Annotated in this window: 20 protein-coding genes; 8 read left to right on the plus strand and 12 right to left on the minus strand. The window is 66.7% G+C overall.

What is annotated here, in order from left to right; translation table 11 throughout:
- Positions 1-21 precede the first annotated feature (21 nt).
- The 9 genes from gspD to gspG all read right to left on the minus strand — a co-directional run bounded on the left by gspD (position 22) and on the right by gspG (position 8,004).
- Complete coding sequence (gene gspD, locus QRN67_RS31035; RefSeq protein ID WP_285414924.1) at positions 22-2,325, minus strand: type II secretion system secretin GspD; 2,304 nt, start codon at positions 2,323-2,325, stop codon at positions 22-24.
- Positions 2,326-2,330: 5 nt separating this feature from the next.
- On the minus strand, positions 2,331-3,131 hold the full coding sequence (gene gspN, locus QRN67_RS31040; RefSeq protein ID WP_285414925.1) for a type II secretion system protein N: 801 nt from the start codon (positions 3,129-3,131) through the stop codon (positions 2,331-2,333).
- 10 nt (positions 3,132-3,141) lie between these two features.
- Complete coding sequence (locus tag QRN67_RS31045) at positions 3,142-3,690, minus strand: type II secretion system protein M (RefSeq protein ID WP_285414926.1); 549 nt, start codon at positions 3,688-3,690, stop codon at positions 3,142-3,144.
- Positions 3,687-4,898 carry a type II secretion system protein GspL gene (gene gspL / locus QRN67_RS31050; RefSeq protein ID WP_285414927.1) on the minus strand — a complete coding sequence of 404 codons (1,212 nt, stop codon included), beginning with the start codon at positions 4,896-4,898 and terminating at the stop codon, positions 3,687-3,689. Before gspL ends, QRN67_RS31045 begins: the two co-directional genes overlap by 4 nt.
- 126 nt (positions 4,899-5,024) lie before the next feature.
- Entirely contained in the window at positions 5,025-5,996 is a 972-nt protein-coding gene (gene gspK / locus QRN67_RS31055; RefSeq protein WP_285414928.1) for a type II secretion system minor pseudopilin GspK, read from the minus strand.
- Positions 5,993-6,691 carry a PulJ/GspJ family protein gene (locus tag QRN67_RS31060; RefSeq protein WP_081268518.1) on the minus strand — a complete coding sequence of 233 codons (699 nt, stop codon included), beginning with the start codon at positions 6,689-6,691 and terminating at the stop codon, positions 5,993-5,995. Before QRN67_RS31060 ends, gspK begins: the two co-directional genes overlap by 4 nt.
- A complete protein-coding gene (gspI, locus tag QRN67_RS31065) occupies positions 6,691-7,086 on the minus strand; it encodes a type II secretion system minor pseudopilin GspI (RefSeq protein ID WP_285414929.1) in 396 nt (131 codons plus the stop codon). The genes QRN67_RS31060 and gspI overlap by 1 nt, the downstream gene beginning before the upstream one ends.
- Complete coding sequence (locus QRN67_RS31070) at positions 7,083-7,589, minus strand: GspH/FimT family pseudopilin (RefSeq protein ID WP_081268516.1); 507 nt, start codon at positions 7,587-7,589, stop codon at positions 7,083-7,085. The genes gspI and QRN67_RS31070 overlap by 4 nt, the downstream gene beginning before the upstream one ends.
- Positions 7,564-8,004, minus strand: coding sequence for a type II secretion system major pseudopilin GspG (gene gspG, locus QRN67_RS31075; RefSeq protein ID WP_081268515.1), 441 nt, complete (start codon positions 8,002-8,004; stop codon positions 7,564-7,566). The genes QRN67_RS31070 and gspG overlap by 26 nt, the downstream gene beginning before the upstream one ends.
- A gap of 49 nt (positions 8,005-8,053) precedes the next feature.
- Here gspG and QRN67_RS31080 point away from each other — a divergent pair, with 49 nt between their 5' ends.
- A complete protein-coding gene (locus QRN67_RS31080) occupies positions 8,054-8,638 on the plus strand; it encodes a type II secretion system protein N (protein WP_285414930.1) in 585 nt (194 codons plus the stop codon).
- 73 nt (positions 8,639-8,711) lie between these two features.
- Here the strand turns inward: QRN67_RS31080 and ilvA are convergent, their stop codons facing one another.
- Positions 8,712-10,316, minus strand: coding sequence for a threonine ammonia-lyase, biosynthetic (gene ilvA / locus QRN67_RS31085; protein WP_285414987.1), 1,605 nt, complete (start codon positions 10,314-10,316; stop codon positions 8,712-8,714).
- A gap of 50 nt (positions 10,317-10,366) precedes the next feature.
- Here ilvA and QRN67_RS31090 point away from each other — a divergent pair, with 50 nt between their 5' ends.
- Positions 10,367-11,497: a site-specific integrase gene (locus tag QRN67_RS31090; protein WP_285414931.1), complete on the plus strand. Its 1,131-nt coding sequence runs from the start codon at positions 10,367-10,369 to the stop codon at positions 11,495-11,497.
- A 109-nt stretch (positions 11,498-11,606) separates the two neighbouring features.
- On the opposite strand, the gene QRN67_RS31095 is transcribed toward QRN67_RS31090, so the two are convergent.
- Complete coding sequence (locus QRN67_RS31095) at positions 11,607-12,845, minus strand: porin (protein WP_285414988.1); 1,239 nt, start codon at positions 12,843-12,845, stop codon at positions 11,607-11,609.
- A gap of 271 nt (positions 12,846-13,116) precedes the next feature.
- Between QRN67_RS31095 and QRN67_RS31100 the strand changes: the two genes are divergently transcribed.
- On the plus strand, positions 13,117-13,566 hold the full coding sequence (locus tag QRN67_RS31100; RefSeq protein ID WP_081268510.1) for an OsmC family protein: 450 nt from the start codon (positions 13,117-13,119) through the stop codon (positions 13,564-13,566).
- A gap of 15 nt (positions 13,567-13,581) precedes the next feature.
- Here the strand turns inward: QRN67_RS31100 and coq7 are convergent, their stop codons facing one another.
- Complete coding sequence (coq7, locus tag QRN67_RS31105) at positions 13,582-14,211, minus strand: 2-polyprenyl-3-methyl-6-methoxy-1,4-benzoquinone monooxygenase (RefSeq protein ID WP_285414932.1); 630 nt, start codon at positions 14,209-14,211, stop codon at positions 13,582-13,584.
- 281 nt (positions 14,212-14,492) lie between these two features.
- Here coq7 and QRN67_RS31110 point away from each other — a divergent pair, with 281 nt between their 5' ends.
- The 5 genes from QRN67_RS31110 to QRN67_RS31130 all read left to right on the plus strand — a co-directional run bounded on the left by QRN67_RS31110 (position 14,493) and on the right by QRN67_RS31130 (position 20,851).
- Positions 14,493-15,758, plus strand: coding sequence for a porin (locus QRN67_RS31110; RefSeq protein ID WP_285414933.1), 1,266 nt, complete (start codon positions 14,493-14,495; stop codon positions 15,756-15,758).
- A 185-nt stretch (positions 15,759-15,943) separates the two neighbouring features.
- The gene (locus QRN67_RS31115) at positions 15,944-16,924 is read left to right on the plus strand and encodes an ABC transporter permease (RefSeq protein WP_081268507.1); all 981 of its coding nucleotides are present in this window, start codon (positions 15,944-15,946) and stop codon (positions 16,922-16,924) included.
- Position 16,925: 1 nt separating this feature from the next.
- Positions 16,926-18,197, plus strand: a complete 1,272-nt coding sequence (locus QRN67_RS31120) for a M20 aminoacylase family protein (protein ID WP_081268506.1) — start codon at positions 16,926-16,928, stop codon at positions 18,195-18,197.
- Between the two features lie 31 nt (positions 18,198-18,228).
- Positions 18,229-19,812, plus strand: coding sequence for an ABC transporter substrate-binding protein (locus tag QRN67_RS31125; protein WP_106935592.1), 1,584 nt, complete (start codon positions 18,229-18,231; stop codon positions 19,810-19,812).
- A 127-nt stretch (positions 19,813-19,939) separates the two neighbouring features.
- Positions 19,940-20,851, plus strand: a complete 912-nt coding sequence (locus QRN67_RS31130; protein WP_081268504.1) for an ABC transporter permease — start codon at positions 19,940-19,942, stop codon at positions 20,849-20,851.
- Positions 20,852-20,864 lie beyond the last annotated feature (13 nt).

Genomic DNA, 20,864 nt, shown 5'->3' on the forward strand with positions numbered 1-20,864 from the left:
CGACGGGGAATGGTAGAGGCATCAGGGCAGTTCGCGCGCCGTGGCGGGGTCGGCCGTGGGCGGCAGCGTGCCGCGCAGCGGGCTCGGGGCCAGCCGGCGGGTGTCCGCAGCCGGGCGCGGCGGCGGAATGAGCTGGGTGCCTTCGATGCGCGACTCGACGCGCCGGGGCGGCTCCGCCGCGCGCGCCGGCGGGGCCAGCTCGGGCAGCACGTTCGCGCCGTCGACGCCGCGCAGCATCACGTTGGAGGTGTCGGGCTGCGAGCGCTGCTGCATGCCGCGGATCTCGTCGTAGCGGTCGTAGGCGAAGGCCTCGGTGGAAACGGCATCGCGCATCACCGCCGGGCGCAGGAACATCATGAGGTTGAGCTTCTCGCGCGTGCGCGCCTGGCTCTTGAACAGGTTGCCGAGCACGGGAATGTCGCCGGCCACCGGCACCTTCTCGACCGTGTTGTTGTAGGTGTCCGACAGCAGGCCGCCGAGCATGACGAGGCCGCCGTCTTCCACCAGCACGCTCGATTCGATGGAACGCTTGCTGGTGGTGGGGCCGTTCGGGTTGTTGACGGTGTTCGGGTCGACCGTGGAGGTCTCCTGGAAGATCGTCAGCTTCACCGTGCCGTTCTCGTTGATGGTCGGGCGCACGCGCAGCGTCAGGCCGACGTCCTTGCGCTCGACGGTGGTGAACGGGTTGACGCCCACGGAGCCCGAGGTGCTCGCGTACTGGCCGGTGACGAAGGGCACGTTCTGGCCGATCACGATCTTGGCCTCTTCGTTGTCCAGCGTCAGCAGGTTGGGCTTGGACAGCACGTTGGAGTCCTTGTCGCTGTCGAAGAAGCTGGCAATCGCGCCCAGGATGTACTGGCCGCCGATCTTGCCGGCAATGCCCAGGTTCAGCCCCGAGGTCAGGTTGAGGTTGGCCGGGTTCTTGGTGGCCAGCGCCTGCGTCAGCGTCAGCAGGTTGGCACCCGCCACCGACGAGTTGGTGCCGAGCACGGCGTTGTTGCCCAGCGCGCTCTGCCACTGCACGCCGAACTTCGCGGCGGCGGTGTCGCCCACTTCGACGATCAGCGCCTCGATCATGACCTGCGCGCGGCGGCCGTCGAGCCGGTCGATCACGGCGCGCATCTGGCGGTACTGCGGCTCGGGCGCGGTGATGATGAGCGAATTGGTCGACGGATCGGCCTGGATCTGGCCGCCGGTCGAGGGCTGGTTGGCGTTGTTGAGCGGTGCGCTGGCGGCGGGCGAGCTGCCGTTCTGGCCGCCGCCGCTGTTCAGGTTCACCTGCATGGCCTGCGGCGCGCTCTGCTGCGGCACCGAGCTGCCGCCCGCCGCGCCGGGCTGACCCGGGGTGCCGGACTGCTGGTTGGCGGCCATGGCCGCGCGCAGCGTGGCCGCGAGGCGCACCGCATCGGCGTTCTTCAGATAGACCACGTAGATGTTGCCGGCCGCGCCGTTGCTGCTTTCGGCGGCGGGGCGGTCGAGCTTCTCGACCAGCGTGCGCACCAGCTGCACGCGCGCCGGGTTGGCCGCGCGAAGGATCAGCGCATTGCTGCGCGGATCGGCCAGCAGCGTGGTGCGGAACGATGCATCGGCGGCACCCGGGGCGGCGGCCGCGCCCGGTGCGCCCGAGCCGCTGCCGTCGACCAGCCGCGTGAGCAGCGGCACCATGTCGGTGGCGACCGAGTGCTTGAGCTGGATGACCTCGACGTCGGACGCGTTGGGCACGTCGAGCGACGCGATGATGCGGGCCAGCCGGCGCATGTTGTCGGCGTAGTCGGTGATCACGAGCGAGTTGTTGCCCGGATTCACGTTGATGGTGTTGTTCGGCGGGATCAGCGGGCGCAGCACCGGCAGCAGGCTGTTCGGCGACTCGTAGTTGAGCCGGAAGATCTGCGTGACGATCTGGTTGCTGCCGCTGGACGAGACGGCGCCGATGGAGGTGTTGACGGCGCTGCTCTGCAGCTTGGCGTCGGCCTCGGGCACCACCTTGTAGAGGCCGTCGGCCTCCACCACCGCGAAGCCCTGCAGGCGCAGCGCCGAGGCGAACTGGTTGAACGCCGCCGCCGGCTGGATGGCGCGGTCGGTGACGAGGTTCATGGTGCCCTTGACGCGCGGATCGACCACCACGTCGCGGCCCGTGACCACGGCCATGGTGCGGGCCACGGCCTCGATGTCGGCATTGGCGAAGTTGAGCGTGATCGGCTCGCCGCGGCGCGGCGCGTCGCCGGCCTGCGCGAAGGCCGCGGGCGCGGCCTGCAGGAACGTGGCGGCGATCAGCACGCGCACGGCGAGCGCAACGGTGCCGGTCGAAAACAGTGGCTTCATCATGAGGATCAACCCAGGGTGATGATCGAACGCGCGTTGTCGCGCCGTCCGATGATGTTCAACAAATTGGAAAGTGCGTCTTCGCGGCCGGGCGCGGCATTGGCTTCGCCGTTGAAGCGGAAGGTGGTGCCGTTCCAGCTGCCGCTGCCGTTCAGTTCGAGGCTGCCTTCGCGCGTGCTGAGCAGCAGCGTGGGGCGGTTGCCGCCTTCGAGCGTGAGCCGGTAGCTGCCCATCGGACGCAAGGTCGACAGGCTGGAGGAAACGTCGGTGGCGTCGAGCGTGGCCTGGCCCGCGATGCGCAGCGCGGGGCCGTCCCATTGCATCGCGAAGGCCTTGGTGGTGAGGTCGAGCGCGCCGTCGAGCTTGAGCGTGTTCCAGGGCGCGCCCAGGCCGGTGAGCATGCTGGCGGGCCAGCGCGAGCGGCTGTCCTGCCATTCGAGCAGCACGCCGCCGGCGCGCGGGCTGGCGCGCAACTGCAGCGGCTGGGCCGCGCAGCAGGGCAGGTCGAGGCTGGCGGAGATGCCGCCCCAGCCCGGACGCATGCGCCAGTGCAGCAGGCCGGGCAGCGACACCGCGTCGGCGCCGCCGGCACCGCTGGCGAACACCACGGCGGCCGTGCCGTTCCAGACCGTGCCGCGCGGGTTGGCCAGCACCAGCCGGCCCTGGCTCCACCCCGACAGCGCCGCCGACAGCCAGCGCGCCGGCGCGAACATCAGCACCGTCAGCACCACGCCGATCGCGATGCCGAGCAGCGCCCAGCGCCAGCCACGGCGCGGCGCGGGACCGGAGGAGGGAGGCCGGGTCACCATGCGGGATGGCTCATCGTGCTGCGGGCAGCGCCATGACGACGGTGCCGTCCCAGCGGACCTGCGGCGCGGACGAAGCGTCCTTGTTGCCGGCTGAGGGCGTGGGCGTGGAGGCCACGGGGGCGCGGGTCAGGTGCGCCTCCCGCGGCACGGCATGCGCGTTGCCGCGTGCCTGCGCGAGCCACTGGGCGACAGTGTTTGCGGGCACCGACCGCATCGTGACGGTGGCGGCGCCGTCGCCGCCGATCGTCATGAGCTGGGCGTTGCCGTTGCCCAGGCCTTCGCGCACGGATGTTTCGAGGGCGCGCATCGCGTCGTCGCGGTTCAGCCGCGGCTGCGACTGCAGCGCCTTCGCGCGGTTCTGCAGCGTGGCCATCTGCTGCAGCTGGGCGTCGAGCTGCGCGTGTTCGGCCGGTGCCGCGGCCAGCGTGCGCAGGGCGGGCGCCAGCGCGATCCACCAGAGCAGCGCCAGCGCCACGAGCGTGACGGCGATGGCGACCATGCGCCGCTCGCGCGTTTCAAGAGTGGCCCAGCGGGCCTTGAGCTGTTCGCTGAAGTTCATCGGGTGGCCTCGGCCTGGACGAGCAGCAGGTCGCCTTCGGTGCGCACGTTGTAGCCGCGCGGCGTGAGTGCGTTGGTGATCTGCGAGACCTCGGAGGGCTGCAGGCCGAGCCCGCGCAGGCGCAACTGGCCGGCGCTGTAGTCGACGGCGGTCGGTGTCTTGCCGGGCGGGAGGTTGGTGGCGAGGGCGCCGACCATGGGTTCGAAGTCGCTGCCGACCACGTCGCCCACGGCCTGTTGCAGCGCCGCCACTTCGCGCTGCATCTGCAGCGGGGCGTCGACCACGATCTTCACCGAGGGGAAGGTCTGGGTCAGCATGGCCCTGGCGGCCTGGCGCTTGGCATCGAGCGCGTTGCGCTCCTTCCAGGCCCAGGCGTTCAGGCCGATCAGCTGCGTCAGCAGCAGCACGACCACGCCCCAGCGCGCGGCGCGCCATTCGGGGGCGTAGCGCAGCGTCTGCAGCACCGACGCGAACTTCTTGCCGGCGCGCGCGCGGCCGGTCGCGGCAAGGTCGAACTGCGCGAGTTCCCACGGCGTGCGCGCGGCCTGCAGCCAGCGCTGCGGCGTCTGCACGATCGGCACGCGGCGCTCCAGCAGGTGCTCGGCGGCCTCGGCCACGGCGGGCTCGGTGGTGATGACCGCGGTGTCCAGCGGCAGGCCGTCCGACAGGGCCATCCCCGCGCCGGCCAGTGGCAGCGAGACCACGCCGTCGGCGTCGCACACCGTGAGCTGTGGTGCTTCGGGCTCGCCCGTGATCTGCAGCAGCGGCGGGCCGTCGGCCGGCTGCGGTGCGAACTCCGGGACGATGCGCACCACGCGCCGCCCGGCCGCTTCGAGCCCTTGCACGACGCTGCGCAGCCAGATGCGGTTGCAGGCCGCGACCCACACAGGCGCGCCGGCCTTGGCGTCGGGTTCGAGCGCGAAGTGCAGGGCTTCGGGTTCGTCGAGCAGGTGTTCTTCGAGCAGGCCGTCCAGCACGGCGCGCAGTTTCGAGGCGCTACCCGTGCTGCCCTTGGGCAGGGTGACGCGGTGCCACGACAGCGCCGCGGAGGGAATGCCGAGCATGACTTCAGTGCTCGATGGCAGGAGCGCCAGCAGCGCGCGGCCTTGGTTGCGCAATGCAATGCCGTCGTCGCCTGCCTGGGCCCAGTCGTACTCGCTCGCGGCATCGGCCGGAGGGAGGGGGGCAATGAGCAGCAGGGGAGTCATGTCGATGTTGGAAAAGCCGGTGATTGTAGGTGGGCGTCTTACAGGCTGGCGCTCTGATTTCGATAGCGTAACTTGTTGACGTGACGGGCGTTGGAGGACCTTTTGTTAACAAAAATGCGCTCGAAATCAGGGTTTGACCGGAGAGTTCGTTGCGCCGGCGCCGCGCGTGCGCCAGACCGTCGTCACCGTGACACCGTTGCGTTGTAGGAGCGAGTGCTCCTCGACCCAGGTGCGGTCGAGCCTCAGCTTGCCGTAGACCTCGAAGAACTGCGTGCCCACGCCGTGCTGCGCGGCATTGAATGGAGCGCCGCCGCTGGGCAGCGCGGCATTGGCGGCGGCCAGGTCCTTGAAGAAGGCGCGCGTGCGCCGCTCGACGAGCTGGCGCGCATTGGCGATGCTGAGCGACTCCATGCTCGCGCTGATGGCTTCGGCGCTGGCCGTGTTGATGTTCAGCGTGGTGCGCACCGGCAGGATCGTCACGTAGGGTTCCAGTGCCGCGGCGGTGGAAGGCGAGAGGCCGAGCCACACCAGTTGCGAGACTTCCTGCGGCATCAGCGGCGCGCCGCTGCCGTCGGCACCGCTGTCGCTGGCCAGCGCACCCGCGAGCCCCGCCGTCATGCGGTTGAGCTCCGACAGCGGCAGGCCCAGCAGGTTGAACAGGCGGGTGAAGGTGGCCACGCTGGCCGGCACCGGCTTGCCGCCGTCGACCAGCGACAGCACGTTGAGCTTGGACTGCGCATCGACGATGCGTCCCGACAGGAATGCGTCGGGCAGGCCCTCGAGGTTGTCGCTGGCCACGTTCTTTTCGGCCGACAGGAAGCTGGTGAGCCGCGCTTCCTCGAGCGGCACGGCCCACGGCTCGCCCAGGTGGTCGGGGCCGCCGGCGCGCCCGTCCTCGGACAGGATCAGGCGCGACCAGTCGAGCGCGCCGATCAGCACCCATGCCGCCTGCACGCGCGCGCGCTCGGCGCCTTCGACCTCCGAAGCGCGCCACTGCTGCCACAGCGCGGCGGCCGCGAAGGTCGCGACCAGCATGACGGTCAGCATCGCCGCCAGCAGCGCGGCGCCCGACTGGTTGCGGCGGGTCGTCGTGGTCATGATCTGGGCGATCCCACGGTAGGGCGGACCCAGTCGCGCGTGAGCGTGCCCGAGAGGCCGTCGCCCGGCGGCAGGCTCAGCACGAGGCGCACGCCGTCGGGCATCGCGATGACGGGGCCCGCCGGGTTGTTGGGGTTGGGCGCGACGCTGGCCAGCTGGCTGGCGGGCACCCAGCTGTTGTCGCGGAAATAGAAGAGCTGCCAGCTGTTGACGGGCACCAGCGCGGTGTCGGAAGCGCCGCCGGTCTGCGTGCCGCCGTCCTGCGACCACGCGGCGGCGAGGTTCCAGGCCTGCTGCCATTCGCCGCGCGTGGTGAAGGGCAGCGACTGCCAGCGCCGCCAGCGCGTGCCGTCGGGGCCGGCCCGCAGCGCCCAGGCCACCACCAGCACCGAAGGCGACGTGGTGTCGCCGCCGCGCCGGGTGAGCCGCAGCACGCGGCCGTCCCAGTCGATCGGGCGGGTCTGCGCCAGCGTGGTCATGGCGTCGAGGTCGGCGCCCCACTGCGCGAGCGTGGCCTGCAGGGTCAGGACCGCGTCGGCGCGCTGCTTGTTCTGGGTGGTGGCGCGCGACATGCTGTCGAGCCCGCGCCAGCTCACGAGCGAAAGCAGCGCCATCACCGCGATGGCCACCAGCAGTTCGATCAGCGTGAAGCCGCGTGAAGTTGTGCCCCGACGGGCCTGGCGGGCGTCGTGCATCAGTAGCGCCCAACCACGGTGGAGATGCGCAGGATGGGCGCATTGGCCTCGTCGCGCACCTGCACGTCGACGCGGCGGAAATTCGGGTTGAGCGTGGGCGTGGTCGTCGTCGTCACGTTGAACGACAGGCCGGCCTGCGCGCAGATGGAGCCCGAGTCGCCCACGGCCGGCATCTGCCGTGCGAGGCGGGCCTTGGCGAGCTCGTTCTCGGCGCACAGGTCGGCCAGCACCAGGTCGGACTGGCGCTGCGCGTTGCGCGTGAGCGACATCGTGGCCTGCGAGCCGGCGGCCAGCGCGATCGCGACGATGCCCAGCGCGATCAGCACTTCGATCAGCGTGAAGCCGCTGATGCGCGCCTTGCGCGAGGCGAATGTGGCAGGCCTGCTGCGGGTCATGGTGCGTCCGCAAAGACGGTGAACGGGCGCAGCCCGTCGGTGGCGATGCGCAGCGTGCGTGCGGGTGGGCCGGCGGAGAAGAGCGTCACCTGCTGCGCCGGAATGATCGGGTCGGGACCGAGCTGCAACACGGGCACCGGCGTGCCGTTGGCAAGCGCGGGCTGGGCCGTGATGCCTTCGGCGGCCCAGCCGCTGGGCAGTGCGTCGGGCGGCAGGCCGTCGAACACGAAGCTGCCTTCCACGGGGCGCCAGCGTACGGCGACACCGCTGGCCCTCGACTGCGCGCGGGCCGATTCGAGCAGGGCGGCGAGCCGGTCGGCTTCGCGGTCGAGCTTGGCGGCGTTGGTGTCGCGCATCGCGAAGCTCACGGCGGCGGTGGCGATCGCGATGATCGCGATCACGACGATCAGCTCCAGCAGCGTGAAGCCGGAGGATGAGCAGCGCGGAGGCTGGTTGCGGCGCCGCGCGCCAATGCCGCTACTGCCAGCTGCCGATGTCGGCATTCTTGCCTTCGCCGCCGCTCTGGCCGTCGGCGCCGAACGAAAGCACATCGACCTCGCCCTTGATGCCCGGGTTCATGTACTGGTAGGGGTGGCCCCACGGGTCGTTGGGCAGCTTCTCCACGTAGGGCTTCCAGTTGGGCGCGGCCGGGCCGGTGGTCGGGCGCGTGAGCAGCGCCTGCAGGCCCTGCTCGGCGGTGGGGTAGCGCTGGTTGTCCAGGCGGTAGAGCTTGAGCGCCTGCATGAGATTGTTGATGTCGGTGCGTGCGGCCGTCACGCGGGCGTCGTCGGCGCGCTCGATCACGTTCGGCACGATCAGTGCGGCCAGCACACCGATGATGACCAGCACCACCATCAGCTCGATCAGCGTGAAGCCGCGTTGGGCGGTGCGGGTGGCGGCACGAAGGAATTTGTTCATAGGTTGGACGACATGATTCGGAAAGCGCGCTGCATGATAATCCGCGGCCATGACAAGTCCTTACTCCGCCGCCCGCTGGCATGCCCCACTTGCAACCACGGGAGTTTGGGCGCTGGCCGCCGGTGCCGCGGTGTTCTGGGTACTCCGGCTGGCTTCGCCCGCCGACGCGGTGGCGGCGGCAGCATCGATGCCGCGCCCTTCGGTGGCGGCTGATTCCGACGCGGTGGCCCGCCTGCTGGGCGTGCTGCCCGCGTCGAGCATGGCGCCGGTAGCGCCGGAAGCGGCGAGCCGCTTCGCGTTGTCGGGCGTGGTCGCGGACCCGTCTAGGCAGGGGGCGGCGCTCATTGCCATCGACGGCAAGCCGCCGCGCCCGTTCCGCGTCGGCTCCAAGGTGGGCGACAACTACGTGCTGCAGTCCGTGGGCCTGCGTTCGGCAACGCTGGGCGCGCAGCTCGACGGGCCGGCGGCGTTCACCCTGCAACTGCCGGTGCGCGCGCCCATCAGCGTGAGCGCGTCGCCGGTGCTTCCCACAGTGACTTCGCCCACGCCGGTCGTCGTGTCGCCTGTCGGACTGCCGCAGGCCGCGCCGCCCGCGGCCATGGCGCCGCAGCCGATGCCGGCGCAAGCGCAATAACGCGAACCACGCGCACCACGCGAACGACGAACCGAGCCGGCCTTGCGCCGGCTTTCGTTTTTCGGTCTTCCGCTCAGGCTTGCAGGAAGAGCCGGTATGCGGGGTTTGCCGTTTCCTCGACGTAGGGATAGCCCAGCGTTTCGAGGAAGGCCGTGAACTCCGTCGACTCGCCAGCCGGCACTTGCAGCCCGACGAGGATGCGGCCGTAGTCGGCGCCTTGGTTGCGGTAATGGAACAGGCTGATGTTCCAGTTCGGTTGCATCAGGCTCAGGAACTTGAGCAGCGCGCCCGGCCGTTCCGGGAACACGAAGCGCAGCAGGCGCTCGTCGTGCGCGAGGCCCGTGCGTCCGCCGACCAGGTGCCGCAGATGCTCTTTCGCAAGCTCGTCGTGCGTGAGGTCGAGCGAGTCGAAGCCGTGGTCGTTGAAGGTTCGTGCGATGGTGGCCGACTCGCCGCGCGCCGCGGTGGTGAGGCCGACGAACACATGCGCCTTGGCGGCATCGCTGATGCGGTAGTTGAACTCCGTCACGTTGCGCGGCGCACCGCCGCCCTCGGCATCGCTGGCCGGCATTTCGCTGATCAGCTCGCAGAAGCGGCGGAAGCTGCCGCGCTCTTCGGGCATCGTGACGGCGAACAATGCCTCGCGCTCCTCGCCGACCTCGGCGCGCTCGGCCACGAAGCGCAGCCGGTCGAAGTTCATGTTGGCGCCGCAGAGGATCGCCGCGTAGGTCTCGCCCTGGCGGCCGTGCTTCGCCACGTATTCCTTGATCGCGGCCACGGCGAGCGCCCCGGCGGGCTCGACGATGCTGCGCGTGTCGACGAAGATGTCCTTGATGGCTGCGCACACGGCGTCGGTGTCCACGGCGATGTAGTCGTCGACGAGTTCGTTGGCGATGCGGAAGGTCTCCTCGCCCACGAGCTTGACGGCAGTGCCGTCCGAAAACAGGCCGACGTCCGGCAGGTTCACGCGCTGGTGTGCCGCGACCGATTGCATCATCGCGTCGGAGTCGTTCATCTGCACGCCGATCACCTTGATCTCGGGGCGCACGGCCTTGATGTAGTTGGCCACGCCCGAGATCAGTCCGCCGCCGCCGATCGCGACGAACACCGCATCGAGCGGACCCTGGTGCTGGCGCAGGATTTCCATGGCGATCGTGCCCTGGCCTGCGATGACATCGGGGTCGTCGAACGGATGAACGAAGGTGAGGTTTTGTTGAGCCTGCAGTTCGAGTGCGTGCAGATATGCATCTGAATAGCTGTCGCCATGCAAGACGATTTCGCCGCCGAAACCGCGCACTGCGTCGATCTTCAATTTGGGTGTCGTCACCGGCATGACGATGACGGCGCGCGTACCGAGCTTGCGCGCGCCCAATGCAACGCCTTGCGCGTGATTGCCGGCCGATGCGCAAATCACGCCGCTCGCCAATTGCGCCGCGCTCAAGTGCGCCATCTTGTTATAGGCACCACGCAGCTTGAAGCTGAAGACCGGCTGCTGGTCTTCGCGCTTGAGCAGCACTGTGTTGCCGAGTCGCGCGCTGAGCGCACGCGCCTTCTCGAGCGCGGACTCGACGGCAACGTCGTAGACCCGGGCATTGAGTATTTTTCTGAGATAGTCGGCGGGCGTCAGCGCCGGAGTAACAGGTGCATTGCGCACGATTTTTTCCAAGGGAGTTTTCAGTTGTTAACTGTCGATGATAAGAGGCATCGCGATTGCATGCGGGATATGACATGGACACAAATGTCATAAACCTCTTCAACAAAGCCCCTGCCGCTAACGATTCGGGATTTTTTGGACGCACCTATCCCGCGATTCATACCACCGCCAATCAATTTACGATTGAGCAAAATCTGTTATCAATTTCTGTCAGTGATCTTTCGAAAGGGCTGATGCAAGCGGAGGCCGCGCGCGTTCAGCGAAAAGAAATCGGGCGTGCCACATGGCAGGTGATGGGCAACAGATTGCGCGCGCACATCGTTCCGCTGCTGGGTGATGTGCCTGCGCTGTCGTTTGCAACTGCGGACGCGCAACGTTTGATCGATCACCTGGGTGAGCAGGGCTTCACCAGTACGACGATTGCCCAGTACCTCGTGTTGCTGCGCAAGGTGGTCATGCACGGCGTTCACATCGGCGTGCTTCGCGATGCGCCTGCCTTTCCTAAGGTCAAGGTGCGCAGCCAGCCGCGTGGGAGCTTCAGCGTGGCGGAGTACCGGACGATCATCGAAACCGCGCGCAGCTTGCGAGGGCAATCGCATCCGGTGCTCGATCAACTTGCTGCCGGCGAACGTTTCTGGATAGCGCGCGAGTTGCTTGTGATGCCGGACGAGTTGCCCTGGCTGATTCGATGGATGGTTAACACCTTCGTGCGTCCGAGCGACATCAAGCTCATGAAGCACAAGCACATCGAGATCGTGCGCGGCAAGCACGTGTATCTGCTGATGAATTTGCCGGAGACCAAGCGGCACAGCCAACCTATCGTGAGCCTTCGTCCCGCGGTGCGCGTGTACGAATGCTTGCTCGCCTATCGCGGCGAGCATGGTTACGGTGGCGCAGAAGACTACATCTTCATGCCGCAGTTGAAGAACCGCGAGCATGCGCTGGCGGTGCTCAACTTCTTCTTTCACTGGGTGCTCGAAAAGGCCGGTCTCGCGAAAGGGCCGTTGGGCCAGTCGAGGACGCTCTACTGTTTGCGCCATACCGCAATCACGCTGCGGCTCCTGTACGGGCAGGGGATCGACATGCTGACCTTGGCGCGCAATGCGCGTACGAGCGTCAACATGGTCGAACGTTTCTACGCATCGGTGTTGAGCGGAGAAATGAATGTGGGGTTGCTGCAAAGCCGGCGGAGCCGGGGCAGCTGAAAAAGTGGGATGGAAAGGCCAAAAAGCCGCCCGGCGTGAGCCGGGCGACTTGAGGCGTTGCTGTTGACTCGAACTGGCAGGAGCCAGCATCGGGATCAGGCCGAGAAGATCAGAAAGCGTGGCGGACGCCGAAGTCGTAGCCCGTCGAGGTCTTCGGCGTGAACACGCGATCCGTAACCTTGTAGAAGCCAGGGCCGCCAACGGTCAGGGCGGCACCGTTCTTGTTGCTGACGCGAGCGATCGTTGCGTACAGAGCGGTGCGCTTCGACAGGTTGTGCACGTAGCCCAGAGCCAGCTTGTTGGCCTTCGGGTCGGCGTTGTTCAGCACGAACGGGTTGTACGGCTGGTTGAAGTCGTACTTGACTGCCGAGTACGACGCGCGGATCAGGCCAGCGCCCACCGGCACGGTCACACCGATCAGGTAACCGGTCAGATCGACGTCGGAACGCGCACCGGTGATCGGCCTGATTTCGTAGTCGCGCGAGTTCTTGAGGCGCGACAGCTCGCCGAACAGCTTCGCGGGGCCGAAGTCGTACGAGGCGCCCAGGTTGAAGGTCTTCACCGAGTCGGTGGTGCCGGCGTAGAACTGATCGCCGACCGTGCTGTTGCCATAGGCCATTGCCACGTCCAGGGGGCCGTTGGCATAGCCGATGCGACCGCCGATGTAACGGCCTGCGCGGCTCTTCGAGGTGGCGCTGTCTTCCGGGGTGAATCGGCCGCTGCTGTACTTGTCGTTCTCGTGGAACGCGTACATCACTTGACCATAGAAGCCACCAAGGTTCGGCGGCAGGAAGTAGCCGATCGAGTTGCTGGCGCGAGCGTAGTTCTGGTTGCCGCCGAAGCCGCCGGTGTCCTTGGCGCCGCCCGTGCTCAAGTTGTAGCCGCTGGCCGTGTTGATCAGGTTGGAGCCCACGCCGTTGGTGCCGAACGGGTCGAACACGGTGTCGTTCCAGAAGGTCGGGGTGTAGTCACGACCCAGGCGGATTTCACCGAAACCGCCCGACAGGCTCACGGTAGAGCGACGCGAGAAGGTCGAAACGCCAGTGGCGCCGTCGTCGTTGGAGACGGGGGCTTCGAGCCAGAAGCTGGCTGCCAGGCCGCCACCGAGGTCTTCCGTGCCACGGAAGCCCAGGCGGCTGGTGTTGTAGCCAGAGTTGGCCAGGGCCGTACGGCTGACCTTGACCGAACCTTGGTTCAGGTACGTCGGAATGCCGAATTGGTTGGGGAACACGGTCGGACGGTTGTCGCGCGTGGTGGCCGAATAGCCGCTGATCGATGCGTCGACCACACCGAACAGGGTGACGGACGACTGAGCAGAGGCAACACCGGCGACAGCCAGGGCAGCCAGAGCAACTGCCCTTTCGGCGCGAAAACTAGAGTGGCTTCAGGGGGCGCAAGGGTGGCGCGGAAAGAAAAAAGCCCCGAGCTTTGCAGCTCGGGGCTAAATCCACCAATTGGAAGGGTGGAGGAGACAACTGGGTGCGCATACGTTTGCGCGATGAAATAAAGTATATCGGCTGTTTGTTGCGATGCAACAAGCGAGTGATGCTTTTCCCACACACAAACGGGTGTCGATGTGCATTTTTGCCCGACATCCCTCACTGGAAACCCAATATTTCATGGAATGCACAGTAAGTTGGACCGGCGACTCGGGCACCAGGTCGGCGATGGGCTTCGTGGCCGAGACGGGCAGCGGCCACGTCCTGATGATGGATGGCGCCCCTGACGCCGCAAAACCCGAGAACGGCGGCCAGAACCTGGCCGCCAGACCGATGGAAACCGTGCTGGCCGGCACGGGCGGCTGCACGGCCTATGACGTCGTGCTGATCCTCAAGCGCGGGCGTCACCAGGTGGAGCGATGCAGTGTCAAGCTCACCAGCGAGCGCGCTGAAAAGGACCCCAAGGTCTTCACCAAGATCCACATGCACTTCACCGTGGCCGGCAAGGGCATTCCGGCCTCCGCCGTGGAGCGCGCGATTGCGCTGAGCCACGAAACCTACTGCTCGGCCAGCATCATGCTGGCGAAGACCGCTGAAATCACGACCAGCTTCGACCTGATCGAGACCTGAGGCTGGCGGCCGCCCTCAGATGCGGTGTGCCAGCGTGGTCATCACGCGGGAAGCCATGCGCATCAACGCCTTGGCCGGGGCGGGCAGCTCCGCGGCGCCTGCATCGACGGCTTGCGCGGCGTGGCGTGCTTCGTCAACCTTCATCTGCTCGACCACGGCCCTTGAGGCGCTGTCCGCCAGCGGAAGCCGGTCCAGATGGCTGTCCAGGTGGGCCTCCACCTGCCGCTCCGTCTCCGCAACGAAGCCCAGGCTCATTGGGTCTCCAAGACGCCCCGCAACGAGGCCGAGGCCGAATGCCCCGGCATACCAGATCGGATTCAGGAGGGACGGCCTCGCCCCCAGATCATCGAGGCGCTGGCGTGTCCAGGCCAGGTGATCCGTTTCCTCATGCGCAGCCTCGATGAAATGCGCGCGCAGGGCGGGATCACGTGCCACGGCGGCCTGGGCCGTGTAAAGCGCCTGCGCGCAGACTTCGCCGACATGGTTCACGCGCATCAACGCGCCGGCTTCGCGGCGCTCCGCCTCGCTCATTTCGCCCGGTGGCTGGGAAGGCGCAGGCAGTGCCCGGGTTGCGTGGGGACGGGCAAACAGGGTGCGCAATGCCGCGTCCGCCGCGGTCAGGACGGGATCAAACAAAGCAGTCATGCCCCTATTTGACCGCACACGGGAAACCCCGGATCGAACGGGCATTGCATTTCATATAGTGGAGCGAAGCTGCCCTAAGACCTTTGTTGCAGGACTGCAACGAAACGCGCAGACCAGCCAACATTTCGGGAGATTTGTTTTGCCCTGCCGCAGCGGCTCTGGTGCAATAGCATCAACTTCCCAAAAGGAGGTTGGCCCGGGGTCCGGTGGGAGCACAAATGTGCCAGTCACGGTGAGCCCTTCGCACCGGAGCCCTATGTTTAACCTTGGAGAAACTTGCAATGAAAAAATCTCTAGTTGCTCTGGCTGCCCTGGCTGTCGCCGGTGTTGCCTCGGCTCAGTCGTCCGTCACTCTGTTCGGTGTGGTCGACGCGTCGATCAGCGGCTATTCGAGCACGGCACGTGACCTGAACCCGACCGTGTTCCCCAATGCTTTCGGCATTCCCGTCTACCTGAACCAAGGTTCGGTCAAGACCAGCAGCCGTCAACTGGCTAACTCGGGCTACAACTCCAGCCGTCTGGGCTTCCGTGGTACGGAAGACCTCGGTGGTGGCCTGGCAGCCAGCTTCTGGCTCGAAGCCCCGATCTCCAACGACGACGGCCAACAAGGTATCGCTACGTTCGCACGTCGCTCTACCGTGAGCCTGTCGGGTGGTTTCGGTGAAATCCGCCTGGGTCGTGACTACACCCCGACGTTCTGGAACGACACCGTGTTCGATCCGTTCGGCACCAACGGCGTTGGCACCAACCTGATCTCGACGGCTAACACCTCGTTCGGCGGCTTCGGTACCCCCGCAGCTTCGACCGGCGCGTTCACCAACGTCGGTACCAGCAACTACGTTCGCGCAAGCAACACCATTGGCTACTTCCTGCCCCCGAACCTCGGCGGCTTCTATGGCCAAGTGATGTACGGCATGAGCGAGAAGACCAAGTACGACAACGGCATCTACACGCCCACGACGGCTAACGCCGCTCGTCAAGGTCGTTACGTCGGTGGCCGTTTCGGCTACGCGAACGGTCCTCTGGACGTGGCTCTGGCCTACGGTTCGAGCACTGTTGGCGACAACTACTACGCTGGCACGACCACCAAGATCAACACCCTGAACCTGGGCGCTTCGTATGACTTCGGTCCCGTGAAGCTGTTCGGTGAAGTGTCGCAAGCCAAGAACAAGATCGACTACGAAGTGACGCCTTTCCTGGGCGGCCGCAACGACATCGACCTGAAGGGCTACCTGATCGGCGTGACGGTTCCCGTCGGTGCCGGCCTGATCCGCGCTTCGTACTCGGCAGTCAAGTACGACCTGAACCAGCCGTTCAACCCGTTCGTGCTGAACAACAACGCCGACCCGAAGGCTAACAAGCTGGCTCTGGGCTACGTGCACAACCTGTCGAAGCGCACGGCTCTGTACGCTACGGTTGCTCGCATCAGCAACAAGAACGGCGCTGCCCTGACAGTTGGCGGCCCTGGCTTCTACCAAAACGCAGCTGGCACCTTCACCCCGAAGAGCTCGACCGGCTACGACTTCGGTATCCGTCACGCTTTCTAATTTGACGCTGGCGCAAGCCAGCTTCGGATGAAAAAGCCAAAAGCCACTCGGCGAAAGTCGAGTGGCTTTTTTTCGTCCGCAGTTTTCATGCTGCCCTTGGGGAAATCACGGACAGCACCCTCGGGGAACCACCGTGCGGGCACGTACCTTGCACTGCTAGCATGCCAGTTCACTCTGTTTATTGAATGATTGCCTTCGTACTGCGCCGCCTGATCCAGGCCGTGATCGTGATGGTCGCGGTCGCGTTCATCGCCTTCCTCTTGTTCCAATATGTCGGTGATCCCGTCGTGTTCCTCCTGGGGCAGGACGCGAAACCCGACCAGATCCGTGAATTGCGCGCCGCATTGGGGCTCGACCAGCCCTTCTTCGTGCAGTTCTGGCACTTCCTGGTCAATGCCGCCCAAGGCGAGTTCGGGCTGAGCCTGCGCCAGGGCGCGAAGGTGTCGCGCCTGATCGGCGAGCGCTTCCCGGCCACGCTCGAACTGGCGCTCGTGGCTGCCGTGCTGGCGCTGTTCATCGGCATTCCGATGGGTGTCTACACCGCACTGCGCCGGGGCACCTTCCTGAGCCAGTTCTTCATGACGGTGTCGCTGCTCGGCGTGTCGCTGCCCACATTCCTGATCGGCATCCTGCTGATCCTCGTCTTTGCCGTGACGCTGGGCTGGTTCCCGAGCTTCGGGCGCGGCGAGACCGTCAAGTTCGGCTGGTGGAGCAGCGGTCTCTTCAGCGTCGACGGCTGGCAGCACATCGTGCTGCCGGCGGTGACGCTGGCGATCTTCCAGCTCACGCTCATCATGCGGTTGGTGCGCGCCGAGATGCTCGAAGTGCTGCGCACCGACTACATCAAGTTCGCGCGCGCCCGCGGCCTGTCGAACCGCGCGATCCATTTCGGCCATGCGCTCAAGAACACGCTGGTGCCCGTGATGACCATCACCGGCCTGCAGCTCGGCGGCCTCATCGCCTTTGCGATCATCACCGAATCGGTGTTCCAGTGGCCCGGCATGGGCCTGCTGTTCATCCAGGCCGTGACCTTCGCCGACATTCCGGTGATGGCCGCCTACCTGTGCCTGATTGCCTTGATCTTCGTGGTGATCAACCTCGTGGTCGACCTGCTGTACTTCGTCGTCGATCCGCGGCTGCGCGTCGGCAAGGCGGGAGGGCACTGACATGACCGCAGCGACAGCAGAAGCTCCGCGCCTGAAGGCATCCGGCCGCGCATTCGCGCACATCGCCAGCTTCTACCCCGAGATCACGGCCTTTCGCCGCGACCTGCACGCCCACCCCGAACTCGGCTTCGAAGAGGTCTACACCTCCGGGCGCGTGCGCGAGGCCCTGCGTGCCTGCGGCGTGGACGAGATCCACGAGGGCATCGGCAGGACCGGCGTGGTCGGGGTCATCCGCGGGCGCTCGACGGCCAGCGGCCGGATGATCGGCCTCCGCGCCGACATGGACGCGCTGCCCATGCGCGAGGACAACGATTTCGGCTGGCGCTCCGCCAGCGACGGCCTGATGCACGGCTGCGGCCACGACGGCCACACCGCCATGCTGGTCGGCGCCGCGCGCTACCTGGCCGAGACGCGCGACTTCGACGGCACTGCCGTGCTGATCTTCCAGCCCGGCGAAGAGGGTTTCGCCGGCGCGCGCGTGATGATCGAGGACGGCCTGTTCGACCGCTTCCCCGTGAACGCCGTCTACGCGATGCACAACTGGCCCGCCATGCCGGCCGGCACCGTCGGCATCAACCGCGGCGCGATGATGGCCGCGGCCGACCGCATCACTATCAACATCAAGGGCAAGGGCGGCCATGGTGCGCATGCCTACCTGACCGTCGACCCGGTCGTGGTCGCGGCGCACATCATCACCGCGGCCCAGACCATCGTCTCGCGCAACGTGCGCCCGATCGATGCCGCCGTCATCAGCATCTGCGCGATGCAGGCCGGCGACCTCGGCGCGATGAGCGTGGTGCCGGGCGAGGCCACGCTGGTGGGCACCGTGCGCACCTTCAGCGCGCGGGTGCAGGCGCAGGTCGAGCAGCGGCTGAACGAGCTGTGCGCGGCGATCGCGTCGGGCTTCGGCGCCACCGCCACCATCAAGTACGAGCGCATCTACCCCGCCACCATCAACACCGCGCCCGAGGCCATGTTCGCGGCCGACGTGGCCGAGTCGCTGGTCGGCGCGAAGAACGTCGACCGCAGCATGGAGCCCAGCATGGGCGCCGAAGACTTCTCCTTCATGCTGCAGAAGAAGGCGGGCGCCTATCTGCGCATCGGCCAGGACGTGCGCGACGGCGCCTTCCTGCACAACAGCCGCTACGACTTCAATGACGAGATCCTGCCGCTGGGCGCCGCGTTGCACGCGGGCCTGATCGAGCAGGGCATGCCGCTTGCCGCCACCCGCGGCGCGCAGCCAGGGAAAGCCGCCGCTACCGCGGCGCCGTGATTTGTTTGATTCCAACCCGAGGAGTGTTCCCATGAGTTTCAAGAAGAATGTGGCCGCGGCCGCCGTTTTGTGCGCCCTGAGCGCCGTCAGCATGGTCGCCGGCGCGCAGACCATCCGCATCGCGAACCAGGGGGACGCGCTATCGCTGGACCCGCACTCGCTCAACGAATCGCTGCAGCTGAGCGTCACCGCCAACGTGTATGAAACCCTCGTGGGCCGCAACAAGGACCTGAGCCTCGCACCGCTGCTGGCCACCAGCTGGAAGCAGACTTCGCCGAACGTCTGGCGCTTCGAACTGCGCAAGGGCGTGGTGTTCCATGACGGCACGCCTTTCACCGCCGACGACGTGGTGTTCAGCTTCGCGCGCGCCCAGGGCGACGGCTCCGACATGCGCGCCACGCTGAGCGACATCAAGGCCGTGCGCAAGGTCGGCGACCTCGCGGTCGAGATCGAGACCAACGGCCCGTTCCCCATCCTGCCCGACGTGATCTCGCTGACGATGATCATGAGCAAGAAATGGTGCGAGGAAAACCAGGCCACCAAGCCGGTCGACCGCCGCAAGGGCATCGAGAACACCGCCTCGTTCAAGGCCAACGGCACCGGCCCGTTCCGCGTGCGCGAGCGCCAGCCCAACGTGCGCACCGTGTTCACGCGCAACGGCACCTACTGGGGCAAGATCGACGGCAACGCGCAGGAGATCATCTTCACGCCCATCGCCAACCCCGCCACCCGCGTGGCCGCGCTGGTCTCCGGCGAAGTGGACGTGATGGAACCCGTGCCGGTACAGGACATCGCGCGCATCAATGCCGCGCCCAACGCCCGCGTCATCACCGGCCCCGAGCTGCGCACCATCTTCCTGGGCATGGACCAGAAGCGCGACGAGCTGCAGTACTCGAACATCAAGGGCAAGAACCCGTTCAAGGACAAGCGCGTCCGCCAGGCCTTCTACCAGGCCATCGACATCGCCGGCATCCAGCGCACCGTGATGCGCGGCGCCTCGCGCCCCACCGCCTTGCTGGTCGGCCCCGGCATCAACGGCTGGACCGCAGAGCAGGACAAGCGCCTGCCCTATGACGTCGAAGCCGCCAAGAAGCTGCTGACCGAAGCCGGCTACCCCAACGGCTTCGAGGTGTCGCTGAACTGCCCGAACGACCGCTACGTGAACGACGGCCAGATCTGCCAGAGCGTGGCGTCCAGCCTCGCGAAGATCGGCGTCAAGATCAACCTGGTGGCCGAGACCAAGGGCACCTACTTCCCCAAGGTGCTGCGCCGCGACACCAGCTTCTACATGCTGGGCTGGACTCCGACCACCTACGACGCGCACAACGCGCTGAGTTCGCTCACCTCCTGCCCCGACGACAAGGGCACCGGCCAGTTCAACCTGGGCGCTTATTGCAATCCCAAGCTTGACGAGCTGACCAAGCAGATCCAGTCGGAGACCGACAAGGCCAAGCGCAACGAGCTGATCAAGGAGGCCTTCAAGATGCACGCCGACGACGTGGGCCACCTGCCGCTGCATCAGCAGTCGCTGGCCTGGGGCGTGAGCAAGAAGGTCGAGCTGGTGCAGCTGGCCGACAACTTCATGTACTTCAAGTGGATGAGCATCAAGCCGTAAGGATGCCTGCCCTCAGGCTTTTGACTCCGCTGCGCTGCATGTGACTTAGCCACCCCCTTCCAAAGGGGGTGGCACGGCCGCCCCGGGGCGGCCCGGCGGCGGCGGCCTTACGCGGATTTGCTTCACGATGAAAAAAACTTTTGCCCGTTGGCTCGACAGCGATGTCGGCTACAGCTTTCGCACATCGCCGGTGGCCATTGCCGCCGCGCTCATCGCGCTGGTCTGCGTGGTCTGCGCGGTGTTCGCCGGCTGGGTGTCGCCGCACAACCCCTTCGACCTGGCCGCCCTCGAACTCGGCGACGCGCGGCTGCCGCCCGCCTGGAGCGCCGAAGGCTCGTCCAAGTACCTGCTGGGCACCGACGACCAGGGGCGCGACATTCTCTCGGCCGTCATCTATGGCGCGCGCATCTCGCTGATCGTCGGCCTCGTGTCGGTGGTGCTGTCGGTCGTGGTGGGCGTGGTGCTGGGCCTGGTTGCCGGATTCTTCGGCGGCTGGCTTGATTCGTTCCTCATGCGCGTGTGCGACGTGATGCTGTCGTTTCCGCCCATCCTGGTGGCGCTGCTCATTGCCGGTGTCGGCCGCGCGCTCTTTCCCAACGCGCAGGAGTCGCTGGCCTTCGGCGTGCTGATCATTTCCATCTCGCTGACCGGCTGGGTGCAGTACGCGCGCACGGTGCGCGGCTCCACGCTGGTGGAGCGCAACAAGGAATACGTGCAGGCCGCGCGCGTCACCGGCGTGGCGCCGCTGCGCATCATGCTGCGCCACGTGCTGCCCAACGTGATGGGGCCGGTGATGGTGCTGGCCACGATCCAGGTGGCGACGGCCATCATCACCGAGGCCACGCTGTCGTTCCTGGGCGTCGGCGTGCCGCCGACTTCGCCGTCGCTGGGCACGCTCATCAGCATCGGCAACCAGTACCTGTTCTCGGGCGAATGGTGGATCACGGTGTTTCCGGGCCTGATGCTGGTGCTCATCGCGCTCAGCGTGAACCTGCTCGGCGACTGGCTGCGCGACGCGCTCAACCCGCGCCTGCGCTGAAGACAAGAAGGAG

Origin of the sequence: Variovorax sp. efr-133-TYG-130, assembly GCF_030208835.1 — a bacterium.
In the GTDB taxonomy this organism is placed as follows: Bacteria; Pseudomonadota; Gammaproteobacteria; order Burkholderiales; family Burkholderiaceae_C; genus Variovorax.